This window comes from Janthinobacterium rivuli, assembly GCF_009208735.1.
In the GTDB taxonomy this organism is placed as follows: domain Bacteria; phylum Pseudomonadota; class Gammaproteobacteria; order Burkholderiales; family Burkholderiaceae_D; genus Janthinobacterium.
The window spans coordinates 260,197-279,371 of the sequence record NZ_WFLJ01000007.1; the positions used below are offsets into that span (position 1 = coordinate 260,197).

Annotated in this window: 24 protein-coding genes; 9 read left to right on the forward strand and 15 right to left on the reverse strand. The window is 64.0% G+C overall.

From position 1 onward, the window contains the following. Positions 1 to 101 precede the first annotated feature (101 nt). From GCN78_RS11750 to GCN78_RS11760, 3 genes are all read right to left on the reverse strand, one after another. On the reverse strand, positions 102 to 1,238 hold the full coding sequence (locus GCN78_RS11750) for a mannitol dehydrogenase family protein (protein WP_152251861.1): 1,137 nt from the start codon (positions 1,236 to 1,238) through the stop codon (positions 102 to 104). 1 nt (position 1,239) lies between these two features. Continuing rightward, positions 1,240 to 2,250, reverse strand: coding sequence for a zinc-binding alcohol dehydrogenase family protein (locus tag GCN78_RS11755; protein WP_152251912.1), 1,011 nt, complete (start codon positions 2,248 to 2,250; stop codon positions 1,240 to 1,242). A gap of 247 nt (positions 2,251 to 2,497) precedes the next feature. After that, entirely contained in the window at positions 2,498 to 3,466 is a 969-nt protein-coding gene (locus GCN78_RS11760) for an IS1595 family transposase (protein WP_152251862.1), read from the reverse strand. A 193-nt stretch (positions 3,467 to 3,659) separates the two neighbouring features. Between GCN78_RS11760 and GCN78_RS11765 the strand changes: the two genes are divergently transcribed. Together GCN78_RS11765 and GCN78_RS11770 are read left to right on the forward strand one after the other, a co-directional pair. Continuing rightward, positions 3,660 to 4,694, forward strand: a complete 1,035-nt coding sequence (locus GCN78_RS11765) for a MerR family transcriptional regulator (protein ID WP_152251863.1) — start codon at positions 3,660 to 3,662, stop codon at positions 4,692 to 4,694. 67 nt (positions 4,695 to 4,761) lie between these two features. Then, positions 4,762 to 5,841 carry a hypothetical protein gene (locus tag GCN78_RS11770; protein WP_152251864.1) on the forward strand — a complete coding sequence of 360 codons (1,080 nt, stop codon included), beginning with the start codon at positions 4,762 to 4,764 and terminating at the stop codon, positions 5,839 to 5,841. Here GCN78_RS11770 and GCN78_RS11775 read toward each other — a convergent pair. Both GCN78_RS11775 and GCN78_RS11780 read right to left on the reverse strand, forming a co-directional pair. Beyond that, complete coding sequence (locus GCN78_RS11775) at positions 5,816 to 7,045, reverse strand: D-amino acid dehydrogenase (protein ID WP_152251865.1); 1,230 nt, start codon at positions 7,043 to 7,045, stop codon at positions 5,816 to 5,818. The two genes, GCN78_RS11770 and GCN78_RS11775, sit on opposite strands and share 26 nt — an antisense overlap. After that, positions 7,042 to 7,494: a winged helix-turn-helix transcriptional regulator gene (locus GCN78_RS11780; protein WP_152251866.1), complete on the reverse strand. Its 453-nt coding sequence runs from the start codon at positions 7,492 to 7,494 to the stop codon at positions 7,042 to 7,044. The genes GCN78_RS11775 and GCN78_RS11780 overlap by 4 nt, the downstream gene beginning before the upstream one ends. A 91-nt stretch (positions 7,495 to 7,585) precedes the next feature. Here GCN78_RS11780 and GCN78_RS11785 point away from each other — a divergent pair, with 91 nt between their 5' ends. Next, the gene (locus tag GCN78_RS11785) at positions 7,586 to 8,776 is read left to right on the forward strand and encodes an MFS transporter (RefSeq protein WP_152251867.1); all 1,191 of its coding nucleotides are present in this window, start codon (positions 7,586 to 7,588) and stop codon (positions 8,774 to 8,776) included. Here GCN78_RS11785 and GCN78_RS11790 read toward each other — a convergent pair. From GCN78_RS11790 to GCN78_RS11805, 4 genes are all read right to left on the reverse strand, one after another. Further along, positions 8,773 to 9,468 (reverse strand): Crp/Fnr family transcriptional regulator, encoded by a 696-nt coding sequence (locus GCN78_RS11790; protein WP_092798371.1) that lies wholly within the window; start codon positions 9,466 to 9,468, stop codon positions 8,773 to 8,775. The genes GCN78_RS11785 and GCN78_RS11790 overlap by 4 nt on opposite strands. A 155-nt stretch (positions 9,469 to 9,623) precedes the next feature. Then, positions 9,624 to 10,301 (reverse strand): response regulator, encoded by a 678-nt coding sequence (locus tag GCN78_RS11795; protein ID WP_193316699.1) that lies wholly within the window; start codon positions 10,299 to 10,301, stop codon positions 9,624 to 9,626. A 3-nt stretch (positions 10,302 to 10,304) separates the two neighbouring features. Beyond that, a complete protein-coding gene (locus tag GCN78_RS11800) occupies positions 10,305 to 11,537 on the reverse strand; it encodes a GAF domain-containing sensor histidine kinase (protein WP_152251868.1) in 1,233 nt (410 codons plus the stop codon). A 64-nt stretch (positions 11,538 to 11,601) separates the two neighbouring features. Further along, complete coding sequence (locus GCN78_RS11805; RefSeq protein ID WP_152251869.1) at positions 11,602 to 12,183, reverse strand: DJ-1/PfpI family protein; 582 nt, start codon at positions 12,181 to 12,183, stop codon at positions 11,602 to 11,604. A 195-nt stretch (positions 12,184 to 12,378) separates the two neighbouring features. Here GCN78_RS11805 and GCN78_RS11810 point away from each other — a divergent pair, with 195 nt between their 5' ends. Then, positions 12,379 to 12,708, forward strand: coding sequence for a hypothetical protein (locus GCN78_RS11810; RefSeq protein WP_152251870.1), 330 nt, complete (start codon positions 12,379 to 12,381; stop codon positions 12,706 to 12,708). A gap of 66 nt (positions 12,709 to 12,774) precedes the next feature. Beyond that, a complete protein-coding gene (locus GCN78_RS11815; protein ID WP_152251871.1) occupies positions 12,775 to 13,074 on the forward strand; it encodes an antibiotic biosynthesis monooxygenase family protein in 300 nt (99 codons plus the stop codon). A 25-nt stretch (positions 13,075 to 13,099) separates the two neighbouring features. On the opposite strand, the gene pncB is transcribed toward GCN78_RS11815, so the two are convergent. Next, positions 13,100 to 14,290 (reverse strand): nicotinate phosphoribosyltransferase, encoded by a 1,191-nt coding sequence (gene pncB / locus GCN78_RS11820; protein WP_086138129.1) that lies wholly within the window; start codon positions 14,288 to 14,290, stop codon positions 13,100 to 13,102. 78 nt (positions 14,291 to 14,368) lie between these two features. Next, the gene (locus GCN78_RS11825) at positions 14,369 to 15,232 is read right to left on the reverse strand and encodes a cysteine hydrolase family protein (RefSeq protein ID WP_152251872.1); all 864 of its coding nucleotides are present in this window, start codon (positions 15,230 to 15,232) and stop codon (positions 14,369 to 14,371) included. A gap of 71 nt (positions 15,233 to 15,303) precedes the next feature. Between GCN78_RS11825 and GCN78_RS11830 the strand changes: the two genes are divergently transcribed. Then, a complete protein-coding gene (locus tag GCN78_RS11830; RefSeq protein ID WP_152251873.1) occupies positions 15,304 to 15,543 on the forward strand; it encodes a TIGR02450 family Trp-rich protein in 240 nt (79 codons plus the stop codon). Here GCN78_RS11830 and GCN78_RS11835 read toward each other — a convergent pair. Beyond that, entirely contained in the window at positions 15,525 to 15,779 is a 255-nt protein-coding gene (locus tag GCN78_RS11835; RefSeq protein ID WP_152251874.1) for a hypothetical protein, read from the reverse strand. The two genes, GCN78_RS11830 and GCN78_RS11835, sit on opposite strands and share 19 nt — an antisense overlap. Positions 15,780 to 15,919: 140 nt before the next feature. On the opposite strand from GCN78_RS11835, the gene GCN78_RS11840 reads away from it, so the two are divergent. Next, on the forward strand, positions 15,920 to 16,126 hold the full coding sequence (locus GCN78_RS11840; RefSeq protein WP_152251875.1) for a YciI family protein: 207 nt from the start codon (positions 15,920 to 15,922) through the stop codon (positions 16,124 to 16,126). Between the two features lie 17 nt (positions 16,127 to 16,143). Here GCN78_RS11840 and GCN78_RS11845 read toward each other — a convergent pair whose 3' ends face one another. Next, positions 16,144 to 16,635: a nuclear transport factor 2 family protein gene (locus tag GCN78_RS11845; RefSeq protein WP_193316700.1), complete on the reverse strand. Its 492-nt coding sequence runs from the start codon at positions 16,633 to 16,635 to the stop codon at positions 16,144 to 16,146. Positions 16,636 to 16,802: 167 nt separating this feature from the next. After that, positions 16,803 to 17,408, reverse strand: a complete 606-nt coding sequence (locus GCN78_RS11850; protein ID WP_152251877.1) for an FMN-dependent NADH-azoreductase — start codon at positions 17,406 to 17,408, stop codon at positions 16,803 to 16,805. 134 nt (positions 17,409 to 17,542) lie between these two features. On the opposite strand from GCN78_RS11850, the gene GCN78_RS11855 reads away from it, so the two are divergent. Continuing rightward, entirely contained in the window at positions 17,543 to 18,457 is a 915-nt protein-coding gene (locus GCN78_RS11855) for a LysR family transcriptional regulator (RefSeq protein WP_152251878.1), read from the forward strand. A gap of 175 nt (positions 18,458 to 18,632) precedes the next feature. Beyond that, positions 18,633 to 18,860 (forward strand): hypothetical protein, encoded by a 228-nt coding sequence (locus GCN78_RS11860; RefSeq protein WP_152251879.1) that lies wholly within the window; start codon positions 18,633 to 18,635, stop codon positions 18,858 to 18,860. A 3-nt stretch (positions 18,861 to 18,863) separates the two neighbouring features. Here the strand turns inward: GCN78_RS11860 and GCN78_RS11865 are convergent, their stop codons facing one another. Next, on the reverse strand, positions 18,864 to 19,175 hold the full coding sequence (locus tag GCN78_RS11865; protein ID WP_102121661.1) for a MerR family transcriptional regulator: 312 nt from the start codon (positions 19,173 to 19,175) through the stop codon (positions 18,864 to 18,866).

Genomic DNA, 19,175 nt, shown 5'->3' on the forward strand with positions numbered 1-19,175 from the left:
CGCTATGCCAGCGAAAGGGAAAGTGGATGAGTGGGCCATTTTAGTCGATATCGGATTGGATCGGCATGCCAAAAAAGAAACAAGCGCGCTGAGCGGGGCGTTCACGGCTGCGCTCCCGGCGCCAGCATGGCGCGCAGGCGCGGCTGCGCCAGGGCGGGACAAAGCTGCCGCGCCAGCGCCGCCACGGGCGCCACGCGGCGCTCGATCTTGCCGGCGTGGTGCTGGGCGATGTCGGCCAGGCGGTGCGCGAGGAAGGGATTGGCGAAGCGTTCCCTGACCTGCGCCACGTAGGCCAGCGCGGCGTCGCCCTGCGGCGCACCCATGGCGGCAAACACGGGCAGAACTTCCTCATGCCACACGGCTTCCAGCGCGGCGCGCATGGCGTCGTCGTCCATCGCCTCGCGCACCGTCATGCCGGCCGGGCTGCCCCGGTCCATCCACAGCTGCGCCAGATAGGTGTGGCCCAGGTTGAGCAGGAACAGCTTGCGCTGTTCATATTCGCGCAGGCTGCCCGTCAGCACAAGCTGCGGGTGGCGGCACGGCAGCAGCATGCCTTCCTGCGCCTCGATGGCCCACAGGGCATAGGGTTCGGCCACCGCGCCTATCGGTTCGATCGGTTCGGACACGATGCGGTCGACGAGGGAATTGATCCACAGGCAGCCCGTTTCCAGGTAGCCGATGAACGCGGCATCGCAGCGCCACCGCCGCGCCAGTGTCACGATCACCTGGCGCAGTACATGACCGTTGTCGGCCACCAGTTCGCACGGAAAAATCGAGATGGGCGCGGCGCCGGCCAGGAAGCGGCCGTGCAGCAGCACCAGCAGCTTGGCGGGAAAGCTGGCGGGGACGCTATCGCCGTCGAGCATGCCGGCGTGGTCGGCGTCATCGAGCCGGTAGCCCGTGTCGCCCGTATTCGAGAGGATCACGCGCGCGGCCACGGCCGCCGCGCGCACCTGGCGCCAGTCGCTGCCGGCTTGCCACGCTTGCGTGACGGCGTGGGCACGGCGCTCTTCATCGACTTGCGCGCCGTCCTGCCAGCCGCGGATGCGCACGGGATAGCCGCCGGCCGCGCGAAACGCCGCCACCCTCGCCGCGCCCTGCGCGCTGCTGGTCGTTTGCACGATGGTCACATGGCCCAGCGCCTGGCCTGACTTGGCCGCTTCGCTGACGAACAGGTCGGCGTGCGCCTGCAGGAAGCGGCTGGTGCCAAATTGAAGGATGGGATTGAGATCGCTCATCTCAGACCTCGACGATGGCCTTGATGACGCCCGCCTCGGGCTGCATCCAGCGATCGAGCACGCCGGTAAATTCGTCGAGCGTGGTGCGGTGGGTATTGAGCAGCGCGGTGGGCACTTTCCCCGCCTTCATGGCCGCCACCACTTCCTCGAAATCGTCGACGGTGGCGTTGCGGCTGCCCAGCAAGGTCGTTTCGCGCTTGTGGAATTCCGGGTCGGAAAACGACAGGCGGTCGCGCACGATGGACACCAGCACATAGGATCCGCCGTGGGCGACGAATTCCAGACCCCGCTCCATGGCGGCGATGTTGCCGGTGGCGTCAAACACCACGTCGAAGAATTCGCCGCCGGTGGCCTGCGCCAGCTGCTCCTTGTCGCCCTCGCCCAGCGCCACCGTGCGGGCGATGCCCAGCGCCTCGCGGCAGAACTGCAGGCGGTCGGCGCGGCCGTCGAGCACCGTCACGTCGGCGCCTTTCAACGATGCGAACAGCATCACGGCCATGCCGATCGGGCCGGCGCCCACCACCAGCACGCGCTTGGCCGCATCGACCGCGCCGCGCTTGACGGCATGCGCGCCGATGGCGAGAAATTCGATCATGGCCGCGTCGTCGAGCGAGATGCCTTCCGTCTTGAAGACGAAGCGTTCGGGCAGCGCCAGGTATTCGGTCATGCCGCCGTCGCGGTGCACGCCCAGCACTTCGATGCGGGTGCAGCAGTTGGTCTTGCCCTGGCGGCAGGCCACGCAGCTGCCGCAGGACAGGTAGGGCATCACGTAGACCTGGTCGCCCACGGCCAGGCGCGAGCCGGCTGGGGCGCTGTCGATATGGCCGGACAATTCATGCCCCATCACGCGCGGATAGCTGAGGAAAGGCTGGGTGCCGCGGAAGATATGCATGTCGGTGCCGCAGATGCCGACGCGGCGTATGCGCAGCAGCACTTCGCCCTCGCCGGGCACGGGCACGGGGCGCTGCTCCATGCGCAAACTGCCGGGCGTATCACAAACGATACTTTTCATCATGGTCGTCTCTCTCGCCGACCGGATCTTGCCGGCGGCATATTATATTTAACGTACAAACCAACTGTGAAAAAAAATCCGTCTGCGCGGATTGTCTTTCCAGCCCTGCCAAGCCCCCATCTTGCTGCGCCGCACAACGATTACTCCATCATGCCTCCTGGCCCGAAGCTCCATGTTTTGCTGAAGTCGTCGTTCGGTTTTATAAATATACCGTACAAAAAAATGAAGGTCAACGGATTCTTTTTGGCTATGTCACCGTCAAGTGTGGGAACGCTCCCAGCGTTGCCTTCAATAACGTTTCGGGTGAACGGATGCGTCTGGCGTCGAGTATCCAGCGCCAGCCCAGATAGTTCTGCAGATAGCGCGTCGCCACGCCGTGAAACGGCCTTAACCATTCGCGCAGGCGGCTGTGATACGCATTGACGTTCTGCACGTGGGCGGCGCCGTGTACACGGATGCCGGCGCGCAAGTTGACGGCCTCGTGGCTGAGGCCCGCTTCCCGCGCAAAAGCCCGGTAGGCGGCATGGCCATCCGTGACCAGCAGGATATCCTTATCGATGACAGGCAACAAACAGCGGTGCAGTTGCGCCTTCGTCAGTGTGCCCCTGCCTGTGACGAAATCGAGGGTCTGGCCCGTGCGGTCGCGCGCCACCAGGATGCAGACTTGCTCGTTCGATATGCCGCGCCGCTGCGCATGGCCGCCCCGGCGGCGGGCCGGACGCGTCATCTGCCTGGATCCCTTTTCCGATTCCAGCACATATAACTCGTCAGCCTCGGCGATGCCATGCAGGCCATACGGCCGGTCCGTCTTCGCGACGCTGAGAAAACGGTGGCGCCAGCGAAACGTGGTGTTGCGGTGCACGCCCAGATGTAACGCCGCCTTGCGCACGGAATCCGATGCAAGCAGGCAATCGGCATACGCGAGCCACAGCGATTTATGGCGCAGGCGAGCCAGCGGCGTGCCGGTGAGCGCATTGAAAGTGCGCCCGCAAGGCACGCAGCGGTAGCGCTGCAAGCCGTGCGCATGGCCATGCCGATGCAGGTGGGACGAGTGGCAAGCTGGGCACGCCAAGCGCGATTGCGCCACGTCCTCCAGCAGCGCGACGGTCGCGTCGAGTGGCGTGTTGCCACGCAGCAGGGCCATGCCTGCCTGCCGCTGGCGCTGGTTCAACTGCGCAAACTGCGCGATAAAGCTGATCCATTCGGCTGGCTGCATGATTTGCTCCCTGTGCGGTGGGTATGCAGATTCAGACAACTCAGCCAAGCGAAGATTCCGGCATTTCCCCTATTTGCCGATGACAGAGCCTTCTTTTTCCGGTTTTTCCGGGTCCTCTGCTACATTTCTGCTTGACCCTGACGTAGCGTCAGGCGCCATCGTGGTTGCACGTACTGAAGACAAGGAGAAGACGATGCTGTTGAAAATCGGTGAACTGGCCAGGCTCACGGGCTTGAGCGTGCGCACCCTGCACCATTACGACAGCATCGGCCTGCTCTCGCCTTCGGCGCGCACGCAAGCTGGCTACCGTCTGTACCAGCACGGCGACATGGACCGGCTGCACCGGATCATGGCGCTGCGCAAGTTCGGGCTGTCGCTGGCCGATATCGCCAACGCCCTCGCCGGGCCGGATCTTCCCTTGCACTCCATCGTGGCGCAGCAGATCGCCATGCTGGAGCGCCAGATCGCGCAGGCGTCCACCTTGCGCGAACGTCTGTGCACCCTGCAGGCGCAACTGGCGCAGGGGCAGACCCCGGAACTGGCCGAGTGGCTCACCACTATGGAGTTGATGACCATGTACGACAAATACTTTAGTCGCGAAGAACTGCAACAAATGCCGCTGCTGACAGATAGCGCCGTGGAACAGGAATGGAAGGAACTGGTCGCGCGCGTGCGCGCCGCCAAGGAGGCGGGCGCCGGCCCTGGCGATGCGCAAGCACAGGCGCTGGCCACGGAATGGATGGTCAAGCTGGTGCGCGACACGGGCGCCCATCCGGGCCTGTTCGCGCGCCTGAACGACATGCACGCGCAGGAACCATCGATGCAGGCGACGACCAGCGTCGACGCGGAAGTGATGCGGTTCATCATCGCCGCCTTCAATGCCTCGCGCATCGCGCTGTACCAGCCTTTCCTCGACGAGCAGGAATACGCGTATTTACTCGCCAACTACGGCAAACGCTCGGGCGAATGGCCGGCCCTGATCGCCGCCGTGCGCGCCGCCATGGATGCGCGCACGCCGCCCACCGACCCGGCCGTGCTGCAACTGGCGCGGCAGTGGCTGGAACTGTTCCGCTCGTATGCGGGCACGAACCCGGCCACGCAGCTGAAATTCCGCCAGGCGCACCAGCAGGAACCGCGGCTGATGGAAGGCAGCTTCGTCGACGCCGCCATGCTGCACTACCTGGGCGCGGCGATGGCCGTGGTGGCGCAGGAGCGTCCCGCCAAATAAGTTGACGTGTGGCATCTCGAGGGCGGGGCCATGTAGAATCGGCCTTCGCCCACGAGAGGAACAACCGATGCGCCGCTTTCTGTTTGCCTGCCTGACCCTGCCCGCCCTGCATGCCGCCGTGGCGGCCGAGCCGCCCGTGCAAGGGGTGTGGCAGGGCACTCTGGGCAAGGCCAATATCGTCGCCTGCTTCAACCAGCCCAGCTCCACGCAAGGCGCGGACCGCAGCGGCAACTATTACTACACGCGCTACAAGACACCGATCATGCTGGCCAAGCCGAACGGCAAGAGCGACTGGAGCGAGTCCGACACCAAGGGCGACACGACGGGCACGTGGAGCCTGGGCGCGCCACGAGATGGCAAAGTCACCGGCACCTGGACGGACCCGAAAAGCGGCAAGACCCTGCCGCTGGCCTTGACCCTGCTGGAAGCGGCGGGCGACCGCGAGCACCCATCGTGCGCCAGCGACGCCTACAACCTGGCGCTGGAAGATTTTCCCAATACCAAGACAAGCAAGCCGATCGCCTTCGAAGGCAAGCAATACCGCAACCTGCAAATCGGCGACACCATCACGGTGGAATTGATCGCGCCCGGCGACGGCGTGGCGAAAATCAACGCGCAGCTGCGCGCCGTGCTGGCAAAAAATAAAAAAGACCTGGCCGACTTCTATGCCACGCGCCGCGAATACCTGGGCCGCAACGGCTTTACGACGGAAGACGAAGTGTATGCGGAACCCACTTACTGGTCGCCGCGCTGGGTGACAATCAAACTCTACCGCTGGCCAGCCGGCTATGGTGCCCGCGGCATCTCGATCAAATTCCGCACCTGGGACGTGAAGACGGGCCAGGAAACGGATGTGTGGAACTGGTTTGGCGCCAGCGCCAGCGATGGCGACGACAAGGCCGAATTGCCGGACCGCCTGCGCCAGGCCCTGTTCAAGGACGTGAAAATCGACGCCGAGTGCAAGGGCACGGATTACGACGGCCGCGGCCGCTTCCACCTGTCCTTGAAACCCGAAGGCGTGTCGTTCTGGGAAGACTCGAACGGCAGCGGCTGCGAAAACGATTTTCTGCTGCCCTACAACAAGGTCGGCCCCTTCCTCACCGTCAAGGGCCGCGCCGCGCTCAGCGATTTGCTGCCGAAGAACTAAGCAGCCCCTCGGCCACCATCTCCGCCGTGGCGGCCGCCAGGGTCCAGCCCAGGTGGCCGTGGCCCGTGTTGTAGTACACGCCGGGCGCCTTGCCGGGCCCCACTTTCGGCAACATGTCGGGCAACATGGGGCGCAAGCCCGCCCACGGGATCACCTTGCGCGTATTGACGCCCGGAAAACACTGCTCGACCCAGCGCACCAGCGGGCCGATGCGGTCGGCGCGGATGTCGTCATTGTATCCATTGAATTCCGCCGTGCCCGCCACTCTGAGCCGGTCCTCGCCCAGGCGGCTGCTGACCAGCTTGGTCGCGTCGTCGAGCAGGCTGACCTTCGGCGCCGCCGCGCGGCTGGCTGCATCGTCGAGCTGCACGGTGATCGAATAGCCTTTCACGGGATACACATTCACGTGGTCGCCCAGCATTGCCGCCATGGCGCGGCTGGCCGTGCCCGCACAGACGACGACGGCATCGAACACGCTGCTGTCCTCGCCCACGCCGTCTCCCACGCTGACGCGCACCTTGCCGTGCTCGCTTGCCAGCGCGGTGACCTGTGCACCGTAGCGGCACGCCACGCCCAGGCGGGCGCAGGCGTCGGCCAGGCCGCTGGTGAATTTGTGGATGTCGCCCGTGGAATCGCTGTCCGTGTAATAGCCGCCGTAAAAGTCGCCTTGCAAGGTCGGCTCGATGGCGCACATTTCCTGCCGCGTGACGGCGCGCCGCTGCAAGCCGCCCTGCGCCAGCAGGCGCGACACGCCGGCCGCCCGCTCGAAGCCGGACTTGTCCCGATACACGTGCAGGATGCCGGCGCGGCGGTGATCGAAATCGATGTGTTCAGCTTCCGCCCAGGCGAACAAATGTTCGCGCGCGGCGATCGCCATGCGCGCCGTGGCGATGGTGTTGCGCTCGTAGGCGGGCATGGCGGCGAGGAATTCCGCAAACCAGCTCAGCTTGTGCCAGCCGGGAGTCGGATTGAGCAGCAGGGGCGCGTCGCGTCGCGCCATCCATTTCAGGGCGTTCCATATCGTCGCCTTGTGGTTCCACACTTCCGCGTGCGAGGCCGACAATTGGCCGCCGTTCGCATACGACGTTTCCATGGCGGCGTAGCGGTGGCGTTCGATCAGGGTCACGTCCACGCCCCGTTTCGCCAGCGCGTAAGCGGTGGTGACGCCCGTGATGCCGGCGCCCAGCACGGCCACCCGCGTCATGATGGCGACACCTTGTGCACGACGGTATCGCCCGCCTGCAAGACGCGGCCATCCTCGCCCAGCACGTCCATCCGACGCACGGGCAAGCTTGAGGCGCGCTGCAGCAGGGTCGAGTGCGCCTCGCCCGCCTCGAACAGTTGCGCCTCGCTCCACTGGCGCAAACCGACGACGACGGGAAACAGCGCCAGCCCCTTGGGCGTCAGCACGTATTCCTGATAGGCCGTGCCATCCGAGGCGGGGGCGACCGTAAAGATGCCCTCTTCCACCAGGGTGTGCAGGCGGTCGGCCAGGATGTTCTTCGCCACGCCCAGGCTTTTCTGGAATTCCCCGAACCGGCGCATGCCGTCGAAGGCGTCGCGCACGATCAGCAGCGACCAGCGCTCGCCGATCGCGTCGAGCGCGCGCGCCACGGGACAGGGGTCGGTTTTCAGGCTCTTGCGCTTGGCCACGGGTATGCTCCAGGATTGACTGGTTGCATTTTAAAACTTCTCGGCGTAGACTCCAACTGGTTTTAATTTGAAACCACTTGATTGACACTCCATGCGCGATACAAACCTCCCCATCACGACAGCACTTCCCCCCACCCTCGTCTGGCTGTTTGCCACGGCCGCCGGCCTCAGCGTGGCCAATGTGTATTACGCCCAGCCCTTGCTCGCCACCCTGGCGCACGAATTCGGCATGACGGAAGCGGCCAGCGGCATGGTCATCACGGCCACGCAGCTCGGCTGCGCGCTGGCCCTGCTGCTGCTGGTGCCCCTGGGCGACATGCTGAACCGGCGCCGCCTGACCCTGTTCCAGCTGGGCTTGCTGGCCGTCACGCTGGCGGCGCTGGCCTGCGCCCGTTCCACGGCCGCCTTGCTAGGCGGCATGCTGCTGGTGGGCTTGTTGGGTACGGCCATGACGCAGGGCTTGATCGCGTATGCGGCCAGCGCGGCGGCCAGCCACGAGCGGGGCCGTGTGGTCGGCATGGCGCAGGGCGGCGTGGTGATCGGCTTGCTGCTGGCGCGCACCCTGTCCGGCGTGGTGGCCGATCTGGCCGACTGGCGCGCCGTATATGTTGTTTCGGCGGCCATCGCCTGCGCCCTGTTGCTGCTGCTGTGGCGCAAGCTGCCACCGGCGCAAGCATCGCATCAGAAACTGGCCTACGGCGCCCTGCTCGCTTCGATGGTGGACATGCTGCTGCACAACAAGGTGCTGCGCGTGCGGGGCATGCTGGCGCTGCTGATGTTTGCCGTCTTCAATATTTTCTGGAGCGCCCTGGTGCTGCCCTTGACGGCGCAAGGCTATGGCCATGCGGCCATCGGCGCGTTTGGCCTGGTCGGCGTGATCGGCGCGCTGGGCGCGGCGCGCGCCGGGGCGCTGGCCGATAGCGGCCGCGCGCAATGGACGACGGGCGCGGCCCTGTTGCTGCTGCTGGCCGCATGGCTGCCGCTCGGCTTTGCGGGCAAGGCCCTGTGGCCCCTGATCGTCGGCATCATCGCGCTGGACCTGGCGGGCCAGGCCATCCACGTGACCAACCAGAGCCTGATTTTCAAGGGCGACAGCGATGCGCACAGCCGCCTGGTGGCGTGCTACATGCTGTTTTATGCGGTGGGAAGCGGACTCGGTGCGATTGCCGCCACCAGCGTGTATGCGCTGGCGGGCTGGCATGGGGTATGCGCGCTGGGCGCGGCGGTCAGCTTGCTCGCCCTGCTGTTCTGGCGACTGACCTTGCCTGCTGAAAAAACTTAGTTCAAGAGCGCCGTGGCGGAACCATGGCGGTAGGTTTTCAAAGCATCCGGCTGGATCTGGATCAGCGAACCGCTGACTTTAATCAGGTGCAAGTCCGTCAGCTGGTGCAGCACGCGCGACAGGGTGGCGGGCGCCAGGTTCAGGAACGATGCCAGCAGACTTTTCTTCAGGTCCAGCTTGACCTCGTTCGAACGCTGCTGGTCCGACGCCTGCAACAGGTACTCGACCACGCGCTGGGTGGCGTTCTGCACGGAGCAGCGCTCCACGTTGCGGATGAAACCCATCAGGTGGTGCGACAGGCTGTTCATCATCTGGCGCGCGATGCGCGGCGACTGGTCCAGCAGGCGCAGCAGCGCGTGCGGCGGGATGCGCAGCAGCAGGCAGTGCTCGAGCGCTTCGGCGCAGAATGGATACGGCTCATCGAGGAAAATCATGGCTTCGCCGAAGCTCTGGCCTGGACGGATCAGTTCCAGGACCTTGTCGGTCCCTTCCATGGAAAACACGCTGAGCTTGACGAGACCGAAGACCACCACGTAGGCGCCTTCCGCCACTTCGCCCTTGCGAAACAGCACCTTGCCTTTTTCCACTTCGACGCGCACGACATCCTGGCGCAATTGCTCTAATTGCGAAGGGGAAATATGGCGGAACAGAGCCTGGCTCGATAGCAAGCCATCGACGTTGACCTTATGCATGACACTCTCTTATTAGATTAGCGAATGACTAAGAGTGTAATGCGCAGGCACGGTCAAGGCCATACGTCAAAGGAACTAGGGTTGTCTAGGCCGGAACGCCATGCAGATCAAACAATCGCGCATTCCTTGCGCACTATTTGTACTTTGTTTGATCTTTATTTGCTTAACTCACGCTCGACGGCGTACACGGCGATCTGCACGCGGCTGCTGAGCTTAAGCTTTTTCAGGATGTTTTGCACGTGGATTTTCACCGTGCTTTCGGCCACGTCCAGCTGGCGCGCGATTTCCTTGTTGCTCAGTCCTTGCGCCAGGCAGGCCATGGCTTCGCGTTCGCGCGGCGTCAGTTTGTCATAGTCGGCCTGGGGCGCGTTCTGCCCCGCGCGGAACTGCGACACGAGCTTGGCCGTCATGGCGTCGGCGATCACGGATTCGCCGGCGGCGGCGCGGCAAATGGCCTGGCCCAGCTGCTCGGCCTCGATATTTTTCAGCAAGTAGCCGCGTGCGCCCGCGCGCAGGGCCGCGCCCAGGTCGGCCGCGTTTTCCGACACGGTCAGCATCAGCACCACCATCTGCGGCATGTCCTGCAAAATCAGCTGCAGCGCCTCGACGCCGGACACGCCGGGCATGTTCAAGTCCATCAGCACCACGTCGGGCCGCAGTTCGGCCGTCAGGCGCACGCCGTCCAGCCCGTTCGATGCCTCGCCCACCACCTGGAATTGAGGATTGCGCTGCAGCAGCAGCTTGACGCCGCTGCGCAGCAAGGTGTGGTCGTCGACCAGCAGGATTTTGATTGGTGCGTTCACTATGTTTGTTGCCTGATAAGGATGATTCATTTGTTACGCGGCCTGGCGCCGGGCTGCCGGCAAGGCCAGCGAGATCGTCGTGCCACCGCCGGGCCGGCTGTCGATGGCAAATTGCGCACCGAGCCGCTCGGCCCGTTCCTGCATGATACGCAAGCCGATCTGCAATTCCGTTTTCTTGTCGCGCAGGTTGGCGGCGAAGCCTTCGCCATCGTCGCGCACCTGCAGCGCGAAATCGCGCCCATTGACCACGCGCAGCGCCACGTTGCTCGCTTGCGCGTGCTTGCGGATATTCGACAGCGCTTCCTGCACGATGAACAGGATCTGCAACTGCTGCTCGGGCGCCAGCGGCGCGCCATTGCCGCTCATGTCCAGGGTGCCGACGACGCCCGTCTGCAGCTCGAACTTGGCCAGCACTTCCGACAGCTTGCTTTCCAGGTCGCTGCCATGCCAGCGCGTGCGGAAATTGACCAGCAATTCGCGCACGTCCTGGTAGCTTTGCTCGACGCCCATGCGCATCAGCGGCAACACTTCGGCCGCTTCGTCGAGCTGGCCACGGCGCACGGAATCGTCGAGCATCTGCACTTGCAGGCTGATGAAATTGAGGCTTTGCGCGATGCTGTCATGCAAGCCTTCGGCCAGCAGGCTGCGTTCGCGCGCCACGGCGAATTCCTTTTCGCGCGCGATCAGGCGCTGGTTTTCGATGGCGATACCCAGGCTCTGGCCCAGGGTTTCCAGCCAGCCCTGCTGCTGCGCATGCACGGCTTGCGGGCGCGCAAAGTGCAGCGAAAAACTGCCCACCACCTGCTCGCGCGCGAGGATGGGGAAGACGGCGATGGCGACGAACCCTTCGTCCTGGCAACGGAAGCGCTGCAGCGCATCGACCTGGCGGAAATCGCGGATCTGGATCACGCCCTGCGCCACGGCCGCGCCGCACAGGCAATCGTTGTTGCGGATGCAGTGTTCCTCTTCCACCATGGCGTCGGAAATCCCCTCGTGCACGATGATGTGCACGGTATCGTGCTGCGGATCGAGGATGCGCACGGTGCCCCCTTCCGCTTGCGCGAACTGCATCACGTGGCGCAGGAAGCCGCGGCACAGCGCATCGATGGCGTGCTGGCCCGCCAGCAAGGTGGAAATCTCATGCAGGGTGGCCAGCTGGCGTTCCTGCGCGGCGCTCAGGCCCGATGCGGCTTGCGCCAGGCGGCGCTGGCGCCAGCGCGACGCTGGAAGTTGTTTGCGGGAAGGTTGACTGCGCGGCGCATGCATGAAGAACTCGAATCTGAAAAGAGGTGCGCCCGGCAAGCGCTGCGGCCTGCCGGGCTGGTAAAGGTTACAAACGGATCTCGGTACCGAGCAGCTTGACGAACTGCGCCAGCCAGGCCGGATGCGCGGGCCAGGCGGGCGCCGTGACGAACTGGCCATCCGTGACGGCGTCCGTGACGGCGATGTCGGCATACGTGCCGCCCGCCAGCGTCACTTCCGGCGCGCAGGCGGGATAGGCGGAAATGCGCTTGCCGCGGATGACGTCGGCGGCGGCCAGCAATTGCGCGCCGTGGCAGACGGCCGCGACAGGCTTGCCCGCCTCGGCGAAATGGCGCACGGCGGCGATGACCTTGTCGTTCAGGCGCAGGTATTCGGGCGCGCGGCCGCCGGCGATCATCACGGCGTCATAGTCGGCCGGGTCGATCTCGTCAAAGCTGGCGTTCAAGGTGAACAAATGGCCCGGCTTTTCCGTATAGGTCTGGTCGCCCTCGAAATCGTGGATGGCCGTCTTGATCGTCTGGCCGCTCTTCTTGCCGGGACACACGGCATGCACGGTATGACCGAGCATCAGCAGGGCCTGGAACGGCACCATCGTCTCATAATCTTCTGCAAAATCGCCGGTCAAAAACAGAATTTTCTTCGCTGCCATTTAGTTCTCCTATGAAAGATTGATCCCATATCCTTGCCTGCAGGACACACCGCAAGCCGTATCTTAGCGCGACTTGGCAGCCATACTGGATATTTATCAAACTTTTGCGCCTTGATCGAGGATTTTACAGGCTGAGACAGAATTATTTACAGGCTGCCAGGTCAAACTCGGACACCCTGACTCGAAAGCCTGGCCATGAACACCGCCACCAGCCCCCTTGTATCGCCTGCCCTGATCCGTATCTTCGACCATTTTGCCGATGCGCAGCAGGCCCGCAGCACCCTGCTCCACGATGGTTTCCCCGCGCACGCCGTGCAGCTCGACACGGTCGATGACGAGGCCGTGCCCCTGCAGGGCAAGGCCGCGTGGCGCGGCATGTTCCGCCTCGTCGTGGCCATCGGCAATGCGCAGGAAGGGGAACGGGCGCACGCCATCGTGCAGGCCTGCAATGGCCGCGATATCGAACAGCGCACGGCCAGCCATGCGGGCGGCCAGCGCACAGGCGCGCACGCGCTGGCAGGCTGACGCCCTCCCCCGCGCGGCCAAATTATGGCAAGATCAAGCTTCCTTCATTCCACAGTGGAACTTGCCATGATTTTTGAAATTGCCCACATCCAGATCAAATCGGCCACGCACGCTGCCTTCGAAGCGGCAGTCGCCAAGGCCGTGCCCCTGTTCCAGCGCGCGCGCGGCTGCGAATCGATGCGCCTCGAGCGCTCGATCGAAAACGGCGATGCCTACCGCCTGGTGGTCGGCTGGACAACCCTGGAAGACCATACCGTGCATTTCCGCGGCAGCGACGATTTCCAGGCATGGCGCGGCCTGGTGGGCGAATTCTTCGCCGCGCCGCCCCAGGTCGAGCACATGAGCACGGTGCTGACGGGATTTTAAACAGCCGGCGCCTGCCCCGCCGCCGTCATACGGCAGGGTGGTGAAACACCTGCCGCAAATACGCAAGGAAGGTTTCATCCTTGCACAGGGTCTTGCCCGGCGAATCCGACAATTTCGCCACGGACTGGCCATTGCAGCGCACCAGTTTCATGACGATGTTGAGCGGCGTCAAACCGACGTCGTTGGTGAGATTGGTGCCGATGCCAAAGCCCGTCATGATGCGGTCGGCGAAGTGCTGGTACAGGGCGAAGGCCTTGTCCAGGTCCAGGCCGTCGGAAAACACGAGGCGCTTGGTGTTGGCGTCGATGCGCAGGGCCGCGTAATGGGCCAGCGCCTTCTCGCCCCACTCGACCGGGTCGCCCGAATCGTGGCGCAAGCCGTCGAACAGCTTGGCGAAATACAGGTCGAAGTCGGCCAGGAAGGCATCCATGCCGACCACGTCCGTCAGGGCGATGCCCAGGTCGCCCCGGTATTCCTGCACCCAGTCTTCCAGGGCCGCCTTTTGAAAGTCGCGCAGGCGCACGCCGAAGGACTGGAACGATTGCATGTATTCATGCGCCATGGTGCCGATCGGCACGATGCCCAGCTTTTTCGCCAGGTACACATTCGACGTGCCCTTGAAATATTCGGGCACCTCGCGCGCCAGGCGCTGCACCACCTCGTCGTGCCAGGCGCCGGAAAAGCGCCGGCGCACGCCGAAATCGGAAAACTCGAATGGATGCTTGCGCCGCGGCAGCTTGCCGAATTCCTTGACGGCCGCCACTTTCAAGCCCAGGCGGTGGCGCCCTTCGCGCATGGCGGCATCCAGGTCAAAACGGCGGAAATACAGCTCGTTGATGATGTACAGCACGAAAATCTCGAAACCCATCACGTGCACCTGCGGCCCGGCCGCGTGCACGAGCAGAGTGTCGCCATCGGTGCTGACGTCGATGAACTTGCGCTGGAAGCGGAACACCGTCAAAAAGTCGACGAAGTCGCTCTTCATGAAGCGCAGGGTGCGCAAATAGGCCAGCTCGTCGTCGGCAAACGACATCGAGCACAGGTGGTCGAGCTGTTCTTCCAGCTCATCCTTCAGTTCGGCCAGGGGAAAGGCGGTGGCGTTACGGCAGACAAATTCGTATTCGGTATGGGTATTCGGATGACCGTGCAGCAATGCTTGCCACATTGTAAATTTATACAGATCGGTTTCCAGCAAACTGCGCACTATCGGGGTCATGTGTGTTTTCTCCAACTTCCTGAAGCCAGAATAGTACGCCACCGCAGGCATTTCAGCAGGGCGCGATGCACAAATGGCTCAGGCAGTCGCGTTCGCCAGCAATTCCGGCAAGACGTCGGCGGACGTGGCCAGCCGCGCGCCGCGCGCGCGCATGGCGGCCAGGAAGTCGCGCTGCTGCGCTTCGAAACCCGTGACGGGACTCATGCAGTCCGTCAGCAAGACCAGCCGTGCCAGCGCCTGTTTCCCCTGCTGCGCTTCCAGGTAATCGGCGATGTGCTCGGTGCTGGCTTTCACGCAATGGCTGCCCGCTTCGCCGCAGAGGTAGAGTTGCTGCGCCGGCAGCAGGGTGTCGAGGAAGGCACGGTTGAGCTGGGTGGCCGCATCCTGCGCATCGGGCACTTCCGCCATGACGGCCGAGTAATGCTCGGTCCACGGGTTGGAACCCTTGCTCAGCTTGGCCACCACTTGCAGGTGATCCACTTCCCACGCGTTGTAGGCGGCGCGCACGGCCGCGTGGATATTCTGGCCCCAGCTGCCGATCTCGCAATGCACGGGCCACACCATCAATTGATAGCGTCCCGCTTGCTGCAAGGCATCGAGGTAGGCCAGCGCGCGCGGCAAGGCGCCGCTGGCGGCCGGCAGGAACAGGCGGTCGCGCACCTGCTGCGCGCTGATCTGCGTAAACGGCGCGACGGGGCCGCCATCGCCCGTGCGCCAGAAGGCGGGGTGGGCGATGTCGTAGCGGTGGTGGGCGTCGAGCGTGATGCTGATCTGCGTCAGCCCGCCGCCGCCTTCGCGGATCAGTTGCGCCACGCGCAGCATGTCGGCTTGGGCGCCCGGCACGGGCAGGGCCGGTGCGGCATCCGGCGGCAGCCAGGTGGCAGGCAAGTCGCAAAAATCGTTTTGCGGGTCGATGACGAGCAGGTGCAGCTGGCGTTTCATGGCGGTCCTCGTACGTGGCGGGTATTGCATGATAATGGCAAGCTCGTCATCACGCCAATCCGGAGCCCGCCATGCACCATGCCAATCGCAATAACTTGCGTCCGAACAAATTACTCAACAGCAAATGGACGGCCGTCACCCCAGTCAACAAGGAAAAACACTTCCTCGTCGTCAAGCTGTGCGCAACGGCCACGCCGGATGAACCCGTCACGCACGTGGAACTGGAAGCCGTGCATTCGGGCCGCGTGCAGATTCTGCCCTGGCGCGCGCTGCAGGATGCGGCGCGGTGGCATCAGGGGTGGAAGACATAACGGCGCTGGCGCCGCTCGACCAGCTTGACGGCTGCCTCGCCCGCTTCCGCCATGGCGTCCGCTTCCGTTGTAAACTGGTGGTCAGCCGACACCCGGCGCTTGCGCAGCAGATTCACCCGGTGCATGGGGTTGGACGACGGGGCATAGATGGCGACGTAGGCGCCCCATAGTTTACAGCCCGGCAAGCGCTCTGCCGTGTAATTCACTTCATAAAAATCAACATACTTTATCGGCACGATGTACGCTCCAAAAATGACATGGCCGGACAGCTTGTCTCTACGGACTGACGCGGTGAGGGTAAAACCATGCGCTCGCGATTGCTCAGGATACTCAATTCAGCTCTCTTCTTATCACGCGGCACAGGAGAAAAAGGTGAATGACTACATCATCTTCATGCGGCGGCTCCATCTGGCCCGGCCTCTGCGTGCACCGCTCTGGCACAACCACAGCGGTGACACCACACTTGTCAGGCTATCTACGTGTGCAAGCTGAAAGTATAGACGATGCGAAAAAATTATTGCTGGGCAACCCTGTACTGAACGCAGGTGGCACGGTGGAAATCCGCGAACTGCCGCGCGACTGACGCGGCCTGGCGCGCAGCTACTTCCCTGCCGCCGGCGCGGGATGCATGGACCAGACGACGCTGAGGATTTTCCATTCGCCGTCGCGCTTGACCATTTGCCACGCTTCCACGCCATAGTTGGACAATTTATTACCGACGAGGAATTCGTAGTCGAAGTTGACCCACGCCACATGGCGGTCCTGGGTGATCTTGACGTTGTAGAATTTTTCTTCCGTGCGCTGGGGTTCGCGCTTGATGAAGTTGGCAAAACCGACATAGCCGGCCGCCCCGACGCCGTCGAAGTGGACGTCCGTCGTGTCGCGCATTTTCTTGATGAAATCATCGTCGGCCGGCGCGGCGAACAGGATGTTGGTGTGCAGCATCAGCGACGACAGCAGCTTGACATCCTTGGCGATCAGGGCCGCCTGGAAGTCGGCGACGACTTGCTCGATGGCGCGGATATCCTCGGGGGTGGAGGCGTGGCGGCCCACGTGGGGCGGCGCCGGTGGCGCGGCCTGCGCCAACGCCATGCCTGCTGAAAACAAAGAACATCCGAACAATACTGCGCTTGCCAACTTGTGCATGAGGGACTTTCATGGCGAACGGCTCGCCGGCCTGGCACGGGGCGTGCCGCCGGCAAGCTTATGTCAACCATGGCAGATTGACAATCCCTCTTTGGAACTAGACGGGGCTAGACTCAGGCAGCCAGGGCCGCGATCGAGGCACGGCCCTTGGCGATCGCGCTGGCGACGGCGTCCTCGCCCATGGCCACGCCTTCGGCTTGCACGAACTCGATGTCGGTGATGCCGATGAAGCCCAGCGCCGTGCGCAGATAGGTGCTCAGGTAATCATACGCGGCGCCCGGGCCTTCGCTGTAGACGCCGCCGCTGGCCGTGAAAATCACGGCTTTCTTGCCCGTCGCCAGGCCGACCGGGCCCGTCGCCGTGTATTGGAAAGTGCGACCGGCGCGCGCCACGTGGTCGATCCACGCCTTCAGGGTCGAGGGCACGGAAAAGTTGTACATGGGCGCGGCCAGCACCAGCACGTCGGCGGCCAGCAATTCATCGACCAGGGTATCGGACAATTGCACGGCCGCTGCCGCCTGCGCGCTGCGCTGGTCGGCCGGCGTGAAGAAGGCGCCCATCACCTCTTCCGTCAGGTGCGGCACGGGCTGCGCCGCCAGGTCGCGTTCGACCACGCTGGCGCCTTGCGCGGCCAGTGTCGCGACGAATTCGCCGGACAATTGGCGCGACAGGGAACCGCTGTTGCGCACGCTGCTATTGATGTATAAGACCTTGCTCATGAAGTGCTCCAGTGAAAACGGGTGACGGGAATGGCCGCATCGCAGCCCTTGCACACAGCATAATTCGGGTCTACCATCGATGAAACCGTATAAATATCAATGGTTAGCATCGAATTTTTAGATAGGGAGTTTCCATGAGAGAACCGGGCCAGCCTTCGCTCGACCAGTTGCGCGTGTTCGTCGCCGTCATCGACGCGGGCGGCTTCGCCCACGCGGCGCGCCAGCTGCACCGCACGCAGTCGGTGATCAGCTACACCATCGCCAACCTGGAAGAACAACTGAACGTGGTGCTGCTCGACCGCGGCAAGCGCAAGCCCACCCTGACGGATGCGGGCAAGGCCCTGCTGGCCGACGCGCGCGCCGTGGCCCTGAAGGTGGACGGCATGCGCGCGCGCGCCAAGGCGCTGGCCGGCGGGCTGGAAGCGGAGGTGTCGGTGGTGGTCGACGTGATGTTTCCCACCTGCGTGCTGGTGCGCGTACTCGAGGCCTTTCAGGCGCAGTTCCCCACCGTCGCCCTGCGCCTGCGCATCGAGGCCATGGGCGCCGTGGCGCAGCTGGTGATGGATGGCAGCTGCCACATCGGCCTCGGCGGCTGGATGACGGCCACGGCCAGCGTCTTCGAGCGCCTGGCCGTGGGCCACGTGCGCCTCATTCCCGTGGCCGCGCCCAGCCACGCGCTGGCGCAACAGGAAGGGCCGATCGCCTCGAACGTGGCGCGCGAACATGTGCAGCTGGTGCTGACCGACCGCAGCGACCTGACGCAGGGCCAGGATTTCGGCGTGCTGGGATTGCGCAACTGGCGCCTGGGCGACCTCGGCTCCAAGCACGCGCTGCTGCGCGCTGGCCTGGGCTGGGGCAACATGCCCGAAGCGATGGTGCGCGACGACCTGCAGGCCGGGCGCCTGGTGCACCTGCCGCTGGCCGTCGACAATGGCGAGAATTACCCGATTTACCTGATCCAGCGCGCCGACACGCCGCCGGGCCAGGCGGGCAAGTGGTTGACGGAGCGGTTTGCGGAGCAGTTGCCGTTGCTGGCACAAGGGTTTTAAACGCCAAACAAAACCTACTGCGCGTCGCGCTTTGCGGCCTGCGATGCTCACCGTGCTGGAGCACGGTTGCGCTTCTTAGCCACAAATCGCTGCCGCTCGCTACGGTTTTGTCAGGCGTTGTGAGCTCGCAATTGACACAGGTATGATGCGGGTAACACTTCAACAAGGATTCAACATGGCCGGCATCGACGACTTCGTCAACAAACAGAAACCAGGCGCGCGCTTCGTCATCACGGCGCAGATGCTGCGCATGACGCCGCAGCAGTTCGACTCGCTGGCGCAGGAATGGATGGAAGACGGCGGCCCCGGCTTCGACGTGGCCGGCATCCCGCACCGGGTCGTCGTCGATGGGCGGTTTTATATCGGCAGGATCACCGTGCAGCGGCACGGCGAGCCTGAGTAAAACCTACTCGACGCCCAGCACGTGCAGGCGGCGGCGCAGGCGCGCCACTTCTTCCGATAGGTCGACCACCAGCGCGGCCAGTTCGGCGTTCGCGTCGAACACGGATTCGATTTCATGCAGGCGGCGCGCGCGCACCAGATCCAGGCTGGTGAAGCGCCAGGCCGTCAGCTGCCCCGCTGGCGGGCCGTTTTGCAGCAGCACGCCCGTCTGCACGTGCTGCACCACCCAGTCCGGCTCCACGGCGCAGGCGCGCGCCAGTTCTTCCAGGCTCAGGGCACGGTCTTCGAGCAATTCGCCAATTATCTTGTTGGTCAT